This is a genomic window from Pseudomonas grimontii (assembly GCF_007858185.1).
In the GTDB taxonomy this organism is placed as follows: Bacteria; Pseudomonadota; Gammaproteobacteria; order Pseudomonadales; family Pseudomonadaceae; genus Aquipseudomonas; species Aquipseudomonas grimontii.
The window spans coordinates 1-17,296 of the sequence record NZ_VFES01000027.1 but is presented as its reverse complement, the minus strand read 5'-3'; the positions used below and the strand labels follow the sequence as shown (position 1 = coordinate 17,296).

General features: G+C 59.2%; 16 protein-coding genes. 2 read left to right on the top strand and 14 right to left on the bottom strand.

The window, feature by feature from the left end; genetic code table 11:
- Positions 1-21: 21 nt before the first annotated feature.
- From FIV39_RS28630 to FIV39_RS28565, 14 genes are all read right to left on the bottom strand, one after another.
- On the bottom strand, positions 22-1,680 hold the full coding sequence (locus tag FIV39_RS28630; RefSeq protein ID WP_090401244.1) for a Na/Pi cotransporter family protein: 1,659 nt from the start codon (positions 1,678-1,680) through the stop codon (positions 22-24).
- 212 nt (positions 1,681-1,892) lie between these two features.
- The gene (locus FIV39_RS28625) at positions 1,893-2,660 is read right to left on the bottom strand and encodes a TerC family protein (protein WP_027608010.1); all 768 of its coding nucleotides are present in this window, start codon (positions 2,658-2,660) and stop codon (positions 1,893-1,895) included.
- Positions 2,661-2,724: 64 nt separating this feature from the next.
- Entirely contained in the window at positions 2,725-4,032 is a 1,308-nt protein-coding gene (locus tag FIV39_RS28620; RefSeq protein ID WP_053127258.1) for a CitMHS family transporter, read from the bottom strand.
- 282 nt (positions 4,033-4,314) lie between these two features.
- Complete coding sequence (locus FIV39_RS28615; protein WP_090401243.1) at positions 4,315-6,276, bottom strand: DUF7844 domain-containing protein; 1,962 nt, start codon at positions 6,274-6,276, stop codon at positions 4,315-4,317.
- Positions 6,273-6,593: a DUF2388 domain-containing protein gene (locus FIV39_RS28610; protein WP_027608008.1), complete on the bottom strand. Its 321-nt coding sequence runs from the start codon at positions 6,591-6,593 to the stop codon at positions 6,273-6,275. The genes FIV39_RS28615 and FIV39_RS28610 overlap by 4 nt, the downstream gene beginning before the upstream one ends.
- Before the next feature lie 26 nt (positions 6,594-6,619).
- The gene (locus tag FIV39_RS28605) at positions 6,620-6,928 is read right to left on the bottom strand and encodes a DUF2388 domain-containing protein (RefSeq protein WP_090401242.1); all 309 of its coding nucleotides are present in this window, start codon (positions 6,926-6,928) and stop codon (positions 6,620-6,622) included.
- Positions 6,929-7,033: 105 nt separating this feature from the next.
- Positions 7,034-7,354 (bottom strand): DUF2388 domain-containing protein, encoded by a 321-nt coding sequence (locus FIV39_RS28600; RefSeq protein ID WP_090401241.1) that lies wholly within the window; start codon positions 7,352-7,354, stop codon positions 7,034-7,036.
- A gap of 136 nt (positions 7,355-7,490) precedes the next feature.
- Positions 7,491-7,679 carry a DUF1127 domain-containing protein gene (locus tag FIV39_RS28595; protein ID WP_090401240.1) on the bottom strand — a complete coding sequence of 63 codons (189 nt, stop codon included), beginning with the start codon at positions 7,677-7,679 and terminating at the stop codon, positions 7,491-7,493.
- A 260-nt stretch (positions 7,680-7,939) separates the two neighbouring features.
- Complete coding sequence (locus FIV39_RS28590) at positions 7,940-8,155, bottom strand: DUF1127 domain-containing protein (RefSeq protein WP_003187413.1); 216 nt, start codon at positions 8,153-8,155, stop codon at positions 7,940-7,942.
- Positions 8,156-8,473: 318 nt separating this feature from the next.
- Complete coding sequence (locus tag FIV39_RS28585) at positions 8,474-9,967, bottom strand: acetyl-CoA hydrolase/transferase family protein (RefSeq protein ID WP_090401239.1); 1,494 nt, start codon at positions 9,965-9,967, stop codon at positions 8,474-8,476.
- 179 nt (positions 9,968-10,146) lie between these two features.
- A complete protein-coding gene (locus tag FIV39_RS28580) occupies positions 10,147-11,583 on the bottom strand; it encodes an NAD(P)(+) transhydrogenase (Re/Si-specific) subunit beta (protein ID WP_090401238.1) in 1,437 nt (478 codons plus the stop codon).
- Complete coding sequence (locus tag FIV39_RS28575) at positions 11,583-11,903, bottom strand: NAD(P) transhydrogenase subunit alpha (RefSeq protein ID WP_003187417.1); 321 nt, start codon at positions 11,901-11,903, stop codon at positions 11,583-11,585. The genes FIV39_RS28580 and FIV39_RS28575 overlap by 1 nt, the downstream gene beginning before the upstream one ends.
- A gap of 15 nt (positions 11,904-11,918) precedes the next feature.
- Complete coding sequence (locus FIV39_RS28570) at positions 11,919-13,040, bottom strand: Re/Si-specific NAD(P)(+) transhydrogenase subunit alpha (RefSeq protein WP_090401237.1); 1,122 nt, start codon at positions 13,038-13,040, stop codon at positions 11,919-11,921.
- Between the two features lie 452 nt (positions 13,041-13,492).
- Entirely contained in the window at positions 13,493-14,392 is a 900-nt protein-coding gene (locus FIV39_RS28565) for a LysR family transcriptional regulator (protein ID WP_167361094.1), read from the bottom strand.
- 158 nt (positions 14,393-14,550) lie between these two features.
- Between FIV39_RS28565 and FIV39_RS28560 the strand changes: the two genes are divergently transcribed.
- Together FIV39_RS28560 and FIV39_RS28555 are read left to right on the top strand one after the other, a co-directional pair.
- The gene (locus FIV39_RS28560; protein ID WP_090401235.1) at positions 14,551-15,732 is read left to right on the top strand and encodes an acyl-CoA dehydrogenase; all 1,182 of its coding nucleotides are present in this window, start codon (positions 14,551-14,553) and stop codon (positions 15,730-15,732) included.
- Positions 15,733-15,744: 12 nt separating this feature from the next.
- Positions 15,745-16,965 carry a CaiB/BaiF CoA transferase family protein gene (locus tag FIV39_RS28555; RefSeq protein WP_090401234.1) on the top strand — a complete coding sequence of 407 codons (1,221 nt, stop codon included), beginning with the start codon at positions 15,745-15,747 and terminating at the stop codon, positions 16,963-16,965.
- Positions 16,966-17,296 lie beyond the last annotated feature (331 nt).

Below are 17,296 nucleotides of genomic sequence, written 5' to 3'. Positions count from 1 at the left end.
ACTTCACGGGCCATCGTACGTTCAGGGCGAATGTGTGATGTCGGCAATATCTTCGGCGGAGAGTGCGCCGGTGTCGGACGTTTCCAAGACTACATAAGCACTGCTGCAAAACAACGAGTTCAAGCGTTTCATATCGGCAATCAGCTCCAAATGCAGCGAGCTGGTCTCCAGGCTCTGCACGATCTTGCGTTGCAGGCGGCTGACGTGAGCGTGGGCCAGGCGGCGCTCCTGGGCGCGGAAGCGGCGCTTTTCACGCAGCAATTGGCGGGCGCTTTCCGGGTCGGCACTGAGGAATACCGACAGCCCCAGGCGCAGGTTGGCGATCAACTGGCTGTGCAGGCCGGTGAGTTCTTCCAGGCCGACTTCGGAGAATTGGCGACGCTGCGAGGTTTTCTGCTGCTGGACTTTGCGCAGCATGCGCTCGATCAGGTCACCGGCCAGTTTCAGGTTTATCGACAGCTCGATGATTTCCGCCCAGCGGCGGCTGTCCTGTTCGCTGAGGTCTTCGCGGGGCATTTGCGCCAGGTAGAGTTTGATCGCGCTGTAGAGTGCCTCGACGTCATCGCTGAGGCTGCGCATTTCCTGGGTGATGGCGGTTTGTTTGCCGCGCAGCACTTCCTGCATGGCGGTGAGCATGTTGTCGATCAGATCACCCAGGCGCAGGGTTTCCCGTGCGGCGTTGGCCAGCGCCAGGCTCGGCGTGGTCAGGGCTGTGAGGTCCAGGTGGCGTGGTTTGGCCTTGCCGTTGACCTCATCCCGCTCCGGCAGCAACCAGGCGCACAGCTTGGCCATCGGACTGATAGTGGGCAGCAGGATCAGGCAGCGGCTGACGTTGTAGAGCAGGTGAAAGGTGATGACCATGCCTTGTGCGCTGTAGTCCAGGCCGTCCATCCACAGCACCAGCGGGTCAAGCACCGGAATGATCAGCAGCAGGCCGATCAGTTTGTACAGCAGGCTGCCCAGCGCGACCTGGCGACCGGCGGCGTTCTGCATGCTGGTGCTTAGGAAGGCCAGCACACCGCTGCCAATGTTGGCGCCGATCACCAGGCCGATGGCCACGTGCAAGCCGATCACCCCGGCGCCGGCCAGGGTGGCGGTCAGTAGGACGGCGGCGAGGCTGGAGTAGGAAATCATCGCGAACAAGGCGCCGACCAGGGCATCGAGCAAAATGTCGCCGGTCAGCGAGGCGAACAGTACTTTCACACCTTGGGCGTGGGTAATCGGGCCGGCGGCTTCGACGATCAATTGCAGCGCGAGAATGATCAGCCCGAGGCCGATCCCGACCCTGCCCAACTGCCCTGCCCGCGTCTGTTTGCGCGACAGGAAGAAGATCACCCCAAGAAAGATCAGCAACGGCGACAGCCAGGACAGGTCGAACGTCAGCACCCGCGCCATCAGCGCGGTACCGACGTCGGCGCCGAGCATGGTCGCCAGGGCGGGCATCAGCCCCATCAGGCCCTGGCCGACAAAGGACGTCACCAGCATCGCCGTGGCGTTGCTGCTCTGCACCATGGCGGTCACCAGGATTCCGGCGACAAATGCCAGCCAGCGTTTGGACATGTTCTGCCCGATGACCTGACGCAGGTTGGAACCGTAGACCCGCAGGATGCCGGTACGGACGATGTGCGTGCCCCAGATAAGCAGGGTCACGGCGGAAAGCAGATTGAGCAAGGTCAGCATGCTCGGCCCCCCGTGTGGGTGCGCTCCAACAGGAGCGAAGGAAAGTTGCCGCGTGCCGTTCTACGTCTTGTAGTTAAGCTGTAGTTGGCGAATGGGCTCGGCGCCAGCATCGCATAGCTAAAGTGGGGATTGAAACAAAACTGTCATGAAATCAACTTTTTGCGGATGAAAAAAAGGGGCTTATAAAAGCCCCTTTTTTGTCTGGCTCGGGTTTATTGACCCGGAATATCCTTGCGCAGTTTCACAGGGTCCTGCTGTTTCTTCTTTTTCGCGATGGCGGTACGCATCTTGATGTTGACCGCTTCCACCGCCAGCGAGAACGCCATGGCGAAGTAGACGTAGCCTTTTGGCACGTGCACATCGAAGGATTCGGCGATCAGCACGGTACCCACCACCAGCAGGAACGACAGCGCCAGCATCTTCAACGACGGGTGCTTGTCGATGAAGTCGCTGATGGTGCCGGCAGCCAGCATCATCACCAGTACCGCAACGATGATCGCGGCAACCATGACGGGTACATGGGAGACCATGCCCACGGCGGTGATCACCGAGTCCAGGGAGAACACGATGTCGATGATCGCGATCTGGATGATGGTGTAGATGAACTTGCCACCGGCGCCCTTGGGTTCGTCGTGGGTTTCGTCTTCGCCTTCCAGAGCGTGGTACATCTCCTGGGAGCTTTTCCACAGCAGGAACAGGCCACCGAAGAACAGGATCAGGTCGCGGCCGGAAATGCCTTGGCCGAAGACCACGAACAGATCGTCGGTCAGGCGCATGACCCAGGTGATCGACAACAGCAACAGGATGCGCGTGACCATGGCCAGGGCCAGGCCGAAGATCCGGGTGCGTGCCTGCATATGCTTGGGCATGCGGCTGACCAGGATCGAAATCATGATGATGTTATCGATGCCCAGGACGATCTCGAGGGCCGTCAGGGTGAAGAAGGCAATCCAGATTTCCGGATTGGTCAGCCATTCCATGTGTATTCCTTTGAGCAAGTGTTAAACCGCGCCGGCAGATAGGCCGGCGCAGTGGGTTGTACGATTATAGAGTGCTGAATAGAGGAAAAATCCCCATCAGCAATGCGGCGAACATTATGCACAGGCACACCAGCACTGCCCACTTCAGGGTGAAGCGCTGGTGATCGCCAAATTCGATACCGGCCAGGGCCACCAGCAGGTAGGTCGACGGTACCAGCGGGCTGAGCAAGTGCACGGGCTGACCAACGATGGACGCGCGGGCCATTTCCACGGCGGTGATGCCGTAGTGGCTGGCGGCTTCAGCCAGTACTGGCAGTACGCCGTAGTAGAACGCATCGTTGGACATGAAGAAGGTGAACGGCATGCTCACCAGCGCGGTGATCACCGCCAGGTAAGGGCCCATGGCTTCCGGAATGACGGCCAGCAGGCTCTTGGACATGGCATCGACCATGCCGGTGCCCGACAGGATGCCGGTGAAGATCCCTGCGGCGAAGATCAACCCCACCACGGCCAATACGCTGCCGGCGTGGGCGGCGACGCGGTCTTTCTGCTGTTGCAGGCACGGGTAGTTGACGATCATGGCAATACTGAATGCCACCATGAACAGCACCGGCAGCGGCAACAAGCCGGCGATCAGCGTGCACATCAGGGCCAGGGTCAGGGCGCCGTTGAACCAGATCAGCTTCGGACGGCGGGCATCCGGGTATTGCGACACGCTGATTTCGCTGTGGTCGATCTCGTCGACTTGCAGGTGCAGTTCACCCAGGCGCGCACGTTCGCGCTTGCCGTACATGTAGGCAATCACCAGGATCGCGACCACACCGGCGGCCATCGCCGGGATCATCGGTACGAAAATATCCGAGGGGTCCACGTGCAGCGCACTGGCGGCGCGGGCGGTCGGGCCACCCCAGGGCGTCATGTTCATCACGCCACCAGCGAGGATGATCAGGCCGGCCATGATTCGCGGGCTCATGCCGATGCGCTGGTACAGCGGCAGCATGGCGGCCACGCAGATCATGTAAGTGGTGGCGCCGTCACCGTCGAGGGACACCACCAGGGCCAGCACGGCGGTGCCGACCGATACCTTCAGCGGATCGCCCTTGACCATCTTGAGGATCTTGCGCACGGCCGGGTCGAACAGGCCGGAGTCGATCATCAGGGCAAAGTAGAGGATGGCGAACATCAGCATCACGCCGGTGGGCGCGAGCTTGGTGATGCCTTCGAGCATCATCGGGCCGATCTTCGGTGCGAAACCGCCGAACAGCGCGAAAAGGATAGGCACGATGATCAGGGCGATCAGCGCGGACAGGCGCTTGGTCATGATCAGGAACATGAACGTGATGACCATGGCAAAGCCAAGGAAAGTCAGCATAGGAATACTCCAGGCGTAGCGCGGCTAGGGAATGGCGAACCGGGGTGGGTCAGCGCAGAACGAAAGGCACGAGGCGTACGGGTGGAGTTGGGACGAACAGGCGGGTACGGACGGACATCGGGGATCACCATTGTTGTTGTGTACAGCCGGTCTGTTGCCGGCAGTTGGAGGCGATCCTAGACGCGTAAGCTTTCAGCCAGCTTTCGTTGGCAAAACAGTTGGTGGTGGGAAGATGCACGGTCTTCAGACGTACACATTTCAAATGTGTTTATCCCGGGTACGTCAGGGCAGCTCAAGGCCGCCCGCTGCTTTGTGCAGTTTGCGCAGGTGTTCACCGACCTGCTTCAGGTTGGCTTCGCACGCCGCAATCTCAGCCGCGCGGGACGGTTCCAGCAGTGCCCTCACCTCTTTATCCAGCTCGCCGGTGAGCGATTGCAACTGCTTCTGGCGCTCGGCGCTTTCCGATTCCAGGCGCTTGGCTTCCGAAGGTTGCGGCAGACCGTAGCCGCCGCTGCCGAGCAATTCCGCCGGGCGGCTGAGGAAGCCACTGTTGGCGAGGATCTGCTGCAGTGTGGCGTTGGCTTTCTCCATGCCGCCGTTTTTCAGCTCGCGTGCACCGAGGTAACGTTGTTTGACTTCGTCCTGGGCCAGCATCAGCTGTTTGCGAAAGCTCGCTTGCTCCAGCAGCAGCAGTGCGGCGCTGGTGCGCAGGTCGGCCTGGTCAAACCACTGGCGGCGCTGTTCGGCACTGAGAGACAGCCAGTCTTCAACCTGGGTCTGTTTGATCGGCAAGTGTTTGCGCAGCACGTCGAACATCGCCTGGTAGCGTTCGCGGAAGGAGTCAAAGTGATACCCCAGGCGCATGGCCTCGCGTTTGTCGTTGAGTACGCTGGTATCCGCCAGGCCACGGGCTTGCAGCACTTCCAGCAGGCCGTTGGGGGTGATGTTGTCCAGGCCGGTCAGTTGCGGGTTGGCGCTGCCGCTGCGCAGCAGCTTCAGGCTTTCGACCGCGCAGTTGTTGGACAGGAAGTAATAGTTGCCGTCATAGCTCCAGTGCATTTCAGCGGCGTGCTCGACGGTGTTGTTGATCTCTTGGCGCGACAGTTTCAAGGGCACGGACGCCAGGCCGCGTAGTTCGGTCTTGGTGTATTCGTCGATCACCTGAGCCAATGGCAACACGAACAGCCGTGACGGGTACTTGCCCACCAGTCCATCCCAGCTGGACAACTGCACGTCACCGACGAACGCCCGGTAGGACAGCACGAGGTGCTGGTCCAGGTCGAGCCGGCAGTCCGGCCCACGGGGTCGGCCCGGCGCGCAGATCACCAGGCGCAGCATACTGTGGCCCCAGCGGCTTACCAGGTTCTGGTTGGCTTCGGCCAGCAGGTAGTCGATCTCGTAGACCCGCTCCGGGTCGACGTGACCCAACGGTGTCTTGGCAAAATCATTGCCGGCGTTGAGAAACGCGTAGGTCTTGGCGCAAGTGTCTTGTTCGGGCGGGGCCCAGCCGAAGTGTTCCTTGTAATAGCGAAACAGCGCGGGGCGCCGGCAGGCATAGCTTGGGTCGAGGAGGAAATACTCCATATTGACGGCTACGAATTCCAGCGGACTGGTGGTTTCGTAGATGTCCGGGCTGCGCGCGACCTGACGGTTGTGTTGTTCGCGTTCACCGCGACGGCCGACATATTGCGGCCAGCCCGCCAGGTCCAGCAGGCGCGGGTCATCGCTGAGGGTGAAGCGCCGGTCATTCTGGCCACGGCATTGATCGGGCAGGCCGATCAGGCCAGTGATGTTGTTCTGGCGGCTGCAACGCTGGATCAGTGCGCGTTCGTCTTTGGACCAGAGGCGTGCACGGTCATAGATGTGGGTCAGTTCATGCAGCACGGTGGCGAGCATTTCCCGGCGCACGGTGCCGTGGGGGCGATTGGTTTTCTGGGTGGCGGCGCTGCCGTCGGTCAGGCTGGCCAGGAGGTTGCGGTTGAGGTCCAGTTCCGACACCAGGGAGGCCTGGCCGTAAGCGTTTTCGGGCATCTTGTCGGTCCAGCCGACATCGATGCGCCGGTCCAACTGCTCGATAAAGCGCGGTGGCAATGCGCGCATCGCTTCATCAAGCAATGCCTGGCTAGCCTGCTGTTCGGCCGGGCTCAAGCCTTCTGGCTTGAGCCGCAGTTGCAGGCTAGCCTGAGCTGCGCTGGCACACAGCAGCACAGTCCCGGCCAGGAGCCAGGCGACAAGGCGCCTCACAGAGCGAGAATAGCTTCGGCGAGGGTCTGGTCACTGGCATCGCGCGCTTCCGGCAGGCGGGTGCGCAAGGTGTCGAAGGCCGCTTCCAACTGTGCGCCACGAATCTCGCCGTTGGTGGCGACGAAACTGGCCGCGTCATCGTGGGCTTCGCGCACGACTTTGGAGTCGCGGATGGAGGTGGTGGTGTCCGAGGTGAAATCAATGGTGCGGCCAGAGGCGCGAACAATGATGTTACTGGTGGCCACCAAGGTATGCGCCTGGGCAACGTCGGCCAACAACAGCAGGCCAAGGGTGGCGGCGATCAGCGGGCTACGCATGGAATGACTCCGAAATACAAAGATGATTATTGGACGAGAATTGCTTGCGCCAGTTCAAGGTCACTGGCGTTAAGTTTTGGTTGGGTGCGGCGCAGATATTCCAGTGCGGATTCCAGCCGTGCGCCCCGCCATTGGCCGTCAGTGGCGATAAATGCAGCGGCATCATCCTGGGCGGCCACGACTACTTTCCGGTCGAAAGGCGCGGAAGTCACCTTGCTGGTGGCGTACGCACTCGCGACGGTGCTTTGGATGGTCAGGTCAAAGGCCGAAGCCAGTGGCGACCAACTGGCGCAAAACAACACAGGGACTATTAGCAGGCGGTATGAAAAAGCCATGGGACTCGACAACTGAAAGCGAGCGCCAAGGCTAGCGTAATGCCCGGGCGAGAGCCAGCGCGACGGCATCAGGGAGCGACGGGCGCTCCCTTTGTGTCAGCGCGCTCAAATGGCCAGGATGGCCTGGGCCAGCTGTGCGTCAGTGGCAGTATGCAGTTGTGGCGCTTGTTGGCGGATCTGGGCCAGCGCGCTTTCCAGCTTCACACCGCGGATGGCACCTTCGCTGGCGACGAAGCTGGCTGCGTCGTCACGGGCGGCGCGCACGACTTTGTTATCCCGCAGGGACGAAGTGGCATCGGAGGTGGCGTCGGAAGTTGCCTTCAGTGCGCCGACGATGGAGTCGGTGGTCACGATGAAGCTGGTCGCGCTGGCGTTGGTGGCCAGGGCCAACAGGGTTGCAGCGCTGAGCAGGCGAATACGGGACATGGGGTGACTCCTCTAGATGAACGAATAAGGTGGAGCGGGGCAACCATTGGGGATCAGACGTCTGTTCTAAACGGTTCGCCACGTTATGGCTGGATATTAAGCCGCTGTTTATCCGTTCGGAAAGCTTCTTGACTGTCTAGTCTCGCCAGAACGGCTTGGACAGCTCGGCCATTCGGTCTCCCGTGCTGATACCGACATCGGAGAGTTCTCGAAGATCAAGCTGCGCCAGTTGGCGTCGTTCGTAGGCGTGGCGTATCCATTTGACCAGTGTGGAAACTGTCCGGCGTAACAGCCGTTTACATAGAGAAGGAGGTTGGGTATCCATGGTGAGCGCCTTTCATGAGGTCCTGGAACACCATGGTGGGCGAGTTGCTTTGACCGTTACAGATACACCAATACTTAATTGTACTGCTTAACTGTTATATTTTTTAAACTGTACCTGTCTGGATCAACGGCTTCTGTTTGTCCTGGAAAAAAGGCAGCCCTGGAAACAACAAAGCCCGCCTCCGGTCTCCCGGGGCGGGCTTTGTTTTGACAAATCAGTGCTGGCAGTGGACCCGGTGGGTCAGGGCCAGCGGGCGCCAATTAGCGCCAGAACGGCTTGCTCAGCTCTTCGTAGCGTTGAGCTTCGCTGATACCAGCGTCAGCCAGCAGACGCGAATCCAGACGAGCCAGTTGGTGGCGGCTGGAGATGCGGCGCTGCCACAACATCAGGTTGGCGAGAACGCGCAAAGGCAGGGAAGCCTGGGTGTTTACAGCTTTTTCTTCGAAGAACAGTTCGGAACTGAGTGTACGTTCCATGATGACATCCTTCCGCTTGTGGCGGGATTAGGTAGTGGTTTAACTGATGCCAATGATCCTCTTCCGACGCAACACTCTCTAGATACAGTTCACCTGTATTGTGAGGGGCCAGTTAACTGTTTATAGGTGCTGTACTGTACGTAAATGGGGCAACTGTACCTGTCCGCACTGAAACGGTGCGAAATTGGCATTTTATGATGCTGGCATGGGAGTTTTCGGTAGGAAATGACCGGTACAGCAGTACAGTTTTTTCAAGAAGCCAGGGTTGTGCAATCGAGCTGACGAAACTGTGTTTGCATCAGCTCGGATCTGTATCAATCAAGCCTTGAGCATATGCCCGGTTTCTTCCAGGTTAATGTGCCAACTCAGTGCTTCGCGCAGGATGTGTGGGGTGTGCCCGCCGATAGCGCAGGCCGCGTTGAAGTAACTGTTCAGCGCATCGCGGTACGCCGGATGCACACAGTTGTCGATGATCACGCGGGCCCGCTCCCGTGGCGCCAGGCCACGCAGGTCGGCGAGGCCTATTTCGGTGACCAGGATGTCGACGTCATGCTCGGTGTGGTCCACATGGCTGACCATTGGCACCACGCTGGAAATCGCGCCGCCCTTGGCAATCGACTTGGTGACGAAGATCGCCAGGTGCGCGTTGCGGGCGAAGTCGCCGGAACCGCCAATCCCGTTCATCATCCGCGTGCCGCAGATGTGGGTGGAGTTGACGTTGCCGTAGATGTCGAACTCCAGCGCGGTGTTGATGCCGATAATGCCCAGGCGCCGCACCACTTCAGGGTGATTGGAGATTTCCTGCGGGCGCAGCACCAGCTTGTCTTTGTAGTGCTCCAGGTTACCGAACACGTCGGTATTGCGCCGCTCCGACAAAGTGATCGAGCTGCCCGAGGCGAAGCTCAGCTTGCCGGCGTCGATCAGGTCGAACGTCGAGTCCTGCAACACTTCCGAATACATGGTCAGGTCTTCGAACGGCGAATCGATCAGGCCGCACATCACTGCGTTGGCAATGTTGCCGATACCGGCCTGCAGCGGGCCCAGCTTGTTGGTCATGCGCCCGGCGTCCACTTCCTGCTTGAGGAAGTTGATCAAGTGGTTGGCGATGCCCTGGGTGTCGCTGTCGGGTGGCGTCACGGTGGAGGCTGAGTCGGCCTGATTGGTGATCACGATGGCGACGATCTTCTCCGGCGGGATCGGGATCGCGGTGCTGCCGATGCGGTCGTCGACCTTTACCAGCGGGATCGGCGTACGGGTTGGCCGATACGTCGGGATATAGATGTCGTGCAGCCCTTCCAGGTTCGGGTTGTGCGCCAGGTTGATCTCGACGATCACTTGCTTGGCGAAAATCGCGAAGCTGGCGGAGTTACCCACGGACGTGGTGGGCACGATATGGCCTTGTTCGGTGATCGCAACGGCCTCGATGACGGCAATGTCCGGCAGCTTGAGCTGGTTGTTGCGCAGTTGCTCGACGGTTTCCGACAGGTGCTGATCGATAAACATCACTTCGCCGGCGTTGATTGCCTTGCGCAAGGTGCTATCGACCTGGAACGGCATGCGTCGGGACAGCACGCCGGCTTCGGTCAGTTGCTTGTCCAGGTCGTTACCCAGGCTGGCACCGGTCATCAGGGTGATTTTCAGCGGGGACGTCTTGGCGCGCTCGGCCAGGGCGTGGGGGACGGCCTTGGCTTCACCGGCTCGGGTGAAGCCGCTCATGCCGACGGTCATGCCGTCCTCGATCAGTGCGGCGGCGTCTGCCGCGCTCATGACCTTGTTCAACAACGAAGGCAAGCGGATACGATCACGGTACATGAATTGTTATCTCAGGCTACGGAAGCAAGGTGGGCAGTGTAGTGATTTCAAAAAATTTCGGCCCGCTACCATGGTCGAATGCGGGGCAGCGATTTAGAGCCTTTGGTCGGGTTTCATGGGGTAATAAAAAACCCCAGCCTACAGGAGGCCGGGGTTTGGAGTATTGCGCTGAAGCAGTGTTACTCGACGGCCTTGACCATGTCTTCGATGACCTTCTTCGCATCACCAAAGACCATCATGGTCTTGTCGAGATAGAACAGCTCGTTATCCAGCCCGGCATAACCACTGGCCATCGAGCGCTTGTTGACAATGATGGTCTTCGCCTTGAACGCTTCCAGGATCGGCATGCCGGCAATCGGCGAATTGGGGTCGTTCTTCGCGGCCGGGTTGACCACGTCGTTCGCGCCCAGCACCAGCACCACATCGGCCTGGCCGAACTCAGAGTTGATGTCCTCCATCTCGAACACCTGGTCGTAAGGCACTTCCGCCTCCGCCAGTAGGACGTTCATATGCCCAGGCATACGGCCGGCCACCGGGTGGATCGCGTATTTCACGGTCACGCCACGGTGGGTCAGCTTCTCGGTCAGTTCCTTCAGCGCATGCTGTGCCCGTGCCACCGCCAGGCCGTAGCCTGGAACGATGATCACGGTGTCGGCGTTGGTCAGCAGGAAGGTGGCGTCGTCGGCCGAACCGGACTTCACCGGGCGTGCTTCTTTAGAACCCGCTGCAGCACCGGCATCCGGCGCATTGCCGAAACCACCGAGCAGTACATTAAAGAAGGAACGGTTCATCGCCTTGCACATGATGTACGACAGGATCGCGCCGCTGGAGCCCACCAGGGAGCCGGCGATGATCAGCATCGAGTTGTTCAGCGAGAAGCCGATCCCCGCTGCGGCCCAGCCGGAGTAGCTGTTGAGCATCGAAACGACGACCGGCATATCAGCGCCGCCAATCGGGATGATGATCAGCACGCCCAGCACGAACGCCAAGGCAAGCATCAGTGCGAACGCGCTGAGGTTGCCGGTGAACATGAAAGCCAGGCCCAGGCCCAGTGTGAGCAGGCCGAGCACCAGGTTCAGCTTGTGCTGGCCGCCGAACTGTACCGGTGCGCCTTGGAACAGGCGGAACTTGTACTTGCCCGACAGCTTGCCGAACGCGATCACCGAACCGGAGAAGGTAATCGCACCGATGGCTGCGCCGAGAAACAGCTCCAGGCGGTTGCCCGCCGGGATTGCGTCGCCCAGGTGTTTGACGATGCCCAGGGACTGCGGCTCGACCACGGCGGCAATCGCGATAAATACCGCAGCCAGGCCGATCATGCTGTGCATGAATGCCACCAGCTCCGGCATCTTGGTCATTTCGACGCGCTTGGCCATGATCGAACCGGCGGTGCCGCCGACCAGCAGGCCGACGATCACGTAGCCGATGCCGGCAGTGGCCAGCTCAGCGCCGAGCTTATAGATGAGGCCCACGGTAGTGAGTACCGCCAGCGCCATGCCGAGCATGCCGAACAGGTTGCCGCGCCGCGACGTGGTTGGGTGTGACAGCCCTTTAAGGGCCTGGATAAAGCAGATCGACGCGATCAGGTACAGCGTCGTCACCAGATTCATGCTCATTACTTCGGCGCCTCTTCTTTTACTTTCGGGGCTTTCTTCTTGAACATCTCCAGCATCCTGCGAGTCACCAGGAAGCCGCCGAACACGTTCACTGCTGCGAGGGCCACAGCCAGGGTGCCCATGGTCTTGCCCAGCGGGGTCACGGTCAGCGCTGCCGCGAGCATGGCGCCGACAATCACAATCGCCGAAATGGCGTTGGTCACTGCCATCAGCGGCGTGTGCAGTGCGGGGGTTACGTTCCAGACCACGTGGTAACCGACATAAATCGCCAGCACAAAGATGATCAGGTTGTAGATACCGGGGGAGATAAGCTCTTCCATCGTCTGAATCCCTGCTTAGGCGTTTTTGCGGATGACTTGGCCGTCGCGGCACATCAGGCACGCGGCGACGATGTCGTCTTCGAGGTTGATTTCAAACTGCCCTTCCTTGTTGAAGACCAGCTTCAGGAAGTCCAGCAGGTTGCGCGCATACAAGGCCGATGCATCGGCGGCGACCGCGCCGGCCAGGTTGGTCGGGCCGCAGATGATCACGCCGTTCTCAACCACCACCTGATCGGCGACGGTCAGCGGGCAGTTGCCACCCTGGGCAGCGGCGAGGTCAATGACCACCGAGCCGGGCTTCATCTGCGCGACAGTGTCGGCGCTGAGCAAGGTCGGCGCTTTACGGCCGGGGATCAGGGCGGTAGTGATGACAATATCGGCTTGCTTGGCGCGCTCATGCACGGCCAGGGCCTGGCGTTGCATCCAGCTGGTCGGCATCGGGCGGGCGTAACCGCCTACACCGACGGCGCATTCGCGTTCTTCGTCAGTTTCGTATGGCACGTCGACGAATTTGGCGCCGAGGGATTCGATCTGCTCTTTTACCGCAGGGCGCACGTCGGATGCTTCGATCACTGCGCCCAGGCGTTTCGCCGTGGCGATGGCTTGAAGGCCTGCCACACCGGCGCCGAGGATCAGCACGCGCGCGGCTTTGACGGTGCCTGCGGCAGTCATCAGCATCGGCATGAAGCGCGGGTAGTGGTGGGCGGCCAGCAGCACGGCTTTATAGCCGGCGATGTTGGCCTGGGAAGACAGCACGTCGAGGCTCTGGGCGCGCGAGGTACGTGGAGCCGCTTCCAGCGCGAAGGCAGTGATGCCCTGCTCGGCCAGCTTGGCAATGGTTTCGTTGCTGAACGGATTGAGCATGCCCACCAACACGGTGCCGCTTTTGATCAGCGCCAGCTCGCTGTCGCTGGGGGCGACCACCTTTAGGATCAGCTCGGCGCCAAACGCATCGCTGGCACTGCCAATGGTTGCGCCTGCCGTTTCATAGGCACTGTCGACGATGCTGGCTTTGATACCGGCTCCGCTTTGAACAGTGACCTTATGGCCCTGGCCGATCAGCTTCTTGATGGTTTCCGGGGTGGCAGCCACCCGCGTTTCACCGGTCTGGGTTTCGAGAGGAACACCAATGTGCACGTCAAATCTCCTGCATGATCTTTTTGCTTTTGATCTTTTTGTAAAAAGGCCAGTGCACCGTGAGTGGCGCATCTGGGGCGGCCGATCAGCACGATCCCGCTGAAATGACAGCGGGGCGCGGCATTTTGCAGGCGAACTTTACGGCCTTCAAGGGATTATGACGGGTGACGAAAAATTAACTACAAGTCACCCTGTGACTGATTGTCGCAACACTTTGAAATAATCTCTTTAAATACAGGTATTTAAAGGGCTCCAGCTGATCCTTGTGTGTTTTGCCATCGTTGGCGTGAATAGTCGGGCATTGGCCGATGAGCGTCGCTACAAGCCACGATAAACATGGCCTTAAGCCTTGTTTGAGGTTGACAGGTACAGTCTGTTTAAATGCGACATATACGTATATCTGTAGGATCAGAGTTTAACTGACTACAAAGTCAGCATATGAAGATTGTCCTTTAAATGCTGGGGCTGTAGCGCTGTGATTGGTCGATCAACCAGTCTCTGAACGCATGCAGCGAGGCTGATTCGACTTTTCTGTCAGGAATCATCAGGTAATAAGCCTTCGAGCTGCTCAGCGCTTGCGGGCTTGCGATCACCAATCGATGCTCGTCCAGTTCTCGCTGGATAAGGAACGGCGGGATCAGTGCAATACCCATGTCGTGCATGGCTGCCTGAGACAACATCGAGAATAGCTCGTAACGCGGGCCTGTCATGTCGCGGGGAACGTTTAGTTGTTGGGCGTTGAACCATTGGCGCCAGGCGTAAGGGCGGGTGGTCTGCTGCAGCAATGGCAGTTCCGCTATCTCGTGGGGGGTGAATCGCTCAAGTTCGCCCAATAGTCGCGGGCTGCACACGGGGACAGGATTTTCTCCCATGAGCCTGTGGGATTCGGTGCCTGACCAATCTGCGTCGCCGAAGTAGATTGCCGCGTCGAATTCTGTATCGGCAAACAGAAAGGGGCGCGTGCGGTTAGTCAGGTTTACCGTCACCTCCGGATGTTGTCGTTGAAAGTCCTTGAGGCGAGGGATCAACCATTGCGTACCAAAAGTGGGTACTACGGCCAGTTCAATGGTATTTGCGCCCTGTTGGCCCATCACTGACAGGGTGTCACGCTCCACGGCGTCCAACTGCGTGGCGATGCGACGGCTGTACGAAAGCCCCGCCTCCGTCAGCTTTACCCCGCGTCGTGAGCGCCGAAACAGCTCGACACTTAAAAACTCCTCCAGGCTGGCGATCTGTCGGCAAATGGCGCCTTGGGTGATGGAAAGCTCATGCGCCGCCTTGGTAAAGCTCTCGTGGCGGGCTGCCGCTTCAAAACTGACAAGGGCGGTGGTGCTGGGGATTTTTCTGCGCATGTACCTTGTCCTCACATAAAAATTGCAGCTGCGGCGTTTCTTGGGGTTACGAAGTGAGAAATTAGCACAAGCCTATGCAGAAACCTCGTTTGCTCTCCCCGCCTGCCCGGCCTAGGCTCCATCCACGACTTCTGATTTTTCTTTGCGAGGACTCATTCATGGCTGGCAAGGCAAGCTTCAACTGGATCGATCCACTGCTGCTGGATCAACAGCTCACCGAAGAAGAGCGCATGGTGCGTGATAGCGCTGAGCAATTCGCCCGGGGCAAACTGGCGCCGCGTGTGCTCGAAGCCTTTCGCCATGAAAAGACCGATCCGGCGATTTTCCGTGAAATGGGTGAGGCCGGTTTGCTGGGGGCGATGATTCCTGAGCAGTACGGGGGCAGTGGCTTGAACTACGTCAGCTACGGGCTGATTGCGCGTGAGGTTGAGCGCGTCGACTCCGGTTATCGCTCGATGATGAGTGTGCAGTCGTCACTGGTGATGGTGCCTATCAACGAGTTCGGCACCGAAGCGCAAAAGCAGAAGTACTTGCCGAAATTGGCCTCGGGCGAATGGATTGGTTGTTTTGGTTTGACCGAGCCTAACCACGGCTCCGATCCTGGCGCGATGATCACTCGTGCACGCAAAGTGGATGGCGGCTACAGCCTGACGGGCGCAAAAATGTGGATAACCAATAGCCCGATTGCGGACGTGTTTGTGGTGTGGGGCAAGGACGACGCTGGCGATATTCGTGGGTTTGTCCTGGAGAAAGGCTGGAAAGGCCTGAGTGCGCCGGCGATTCACGGCAAGGTCGGCCTGCGCGCCTCAATCACCGGTGAGATCGTGATGGATAACGTGTTTGTGCCGGAAGAGAACATTTTTCCGGATGTGCGCGGCTTGAAGGGCCCTTTCACCTGCCTTAACTCGGCGCGTTATGGCATCTCCTGGGGGGCTTTGGGGGCTGCCGAGTTCTGTTGGCACACCGCACGCCAGTACACCCTGGATCGCCATCAGTTCGGCCGTCCATTGGCGGCAACTCAATTGATCCAGAAGAAGCTGGCCGATATGCAGACAGAGATCACGCTTGCGCTGCAAGGCTGCCTGCGTCTGGGGCGTATGAAAGATGAGGGAACGGCCGCGGTTGAGATCACATCGATCATGAAGCGCAACTCGTGCGGTAAGTCTTTGGACATTGCGCGTATGGCGCGGGACATGTTGGGCGGCAATGGCATCTCTGATGAGTTCGGAGTGGCGCGTCATTTGGTAAACCTGGAGGTGGTTAACACCTATGAAGGTACCCACGACGTGCACGCCTTGATTCTGGGGCGCGCGCAAACCGGTCTTCAGGCGTTCTATTAATAGGAGAACGGCATGGGCGCGCTTTCGCATCTGCGGGTATTGGATTTGTCACGGGTATTGGCGGGCCCCTGGTCCGGGCAGATCCTTGCGGACCTCGGGGCTGAGGTGATCAAGGTTGAGCGACCTGGTAGCGGTGACGACACGCGCGCCTGGGGGCCGCCCTTCCTTAAGGACGCTGATGGCGAGAACACGAGTGAGGCGGCGTACTACTTGTCGGCTAATCGCAACAAAGAGTCGGTGACTATCGACTTTACGCGCCCGGAGGGGCAGCAGCTGGTGCGAGATCTGGCGGCTAAGTCCGACATCTTGATCGAGAACTTCAAGGTGGGCGGCCTGGCGGCGTATGGGCTGGACTACGAGTCGCTCAAGAAGGTGAATCCGGAGTTGATCTATTGCTCGATCACTGGCTTCGGTCAGACGGGGCCGTATGCCGCTCGCGCGGGGTATGACTTCATGATCCAGGGGTTGGGTGGGCTGATGAGTCTTACCGGCCGGCCGGAAGGTGATGAGGGGGCCGGGCCGGTGAAGGTGGGGGTTGCGTTGACTGACATTCTCACTGGGCTCTACTCGACGGTGGCGATCCTGGCTGCGCTGGCGCATCGGGATCATGATGGGGGTGGGCAGCATATCGATATGGCGTTGCTTGATGTGCAGGTGGCCTGTCTGGCTAACCAGGCGATGAACTACCTGACGACGGGAGCGGCGCCAAAGCGACTGGGTAATGCTCATCCGAATATCGTGCCTTATCAGGATTTCCCTACGGCCGATGGTGATTTCATCCTGACGGTGGGTAATGACGGGCAATTTCGTAAGTTTGCCGAAGTGGCTGGACAGCCGCAGTGGGCGGATGATCCGCGGTTCTCTACTAATAAGGTACGGGTTGCCAACCGCACTGAGCTGATTCCATTGATTCGCCAAGCTACAGTCTTCAAGACGACGGCTGAGTGGGTGTCGCAACTGGAGCTGGTTGGTGTGCCTTGTGGGCCGATCAATGACCTGGCCCAGGTGTTTGCCGACCCTCAGGTGAGGGCGCGGGGGCTGGCGATATCCCTGCCGCATGCGTTGGCAGGTAGGGTGCCGCTGGTTGCCAGTCCGATTAGGTTATCCAAGACGCCTGTGGAGTACCGTACGGCACCCCCTTTATTGGGGCAGCATACGGCCCAGGTACTGCAGGATGTGTTGGGGTTGGGCTCGGCGAATGTGAAAGCTTTAAAAGAGGCGGGAGTTATCTAGGAGATTTCTTCTATATAGAGGGGTATCTTTTGGTGGTTTTTTAATCAGCTTCACTGGATTGATAGGAAAACCAAATTAATGGTTGACGGCAGATTCTGGAAGTCTATAATTCGCCCCACTTCCGGCGCAGTCGAAACGTAAAACTCCTTGGTAAACAAAGAGTTATGCAGAATTAGACAGCGATTTGCTTCAGTTCATCGAAGTCCAGAAGAAGTTGATGGGGTCGTGTTGTTTGACGCTATTAACGATTCGATCTTCTCGGTCGAAAGCGCAGAAAAAGAGGTGTTGACAGCAGCGTGTAACGCTGTAGAATTCGCCTCCCGCTAACGAG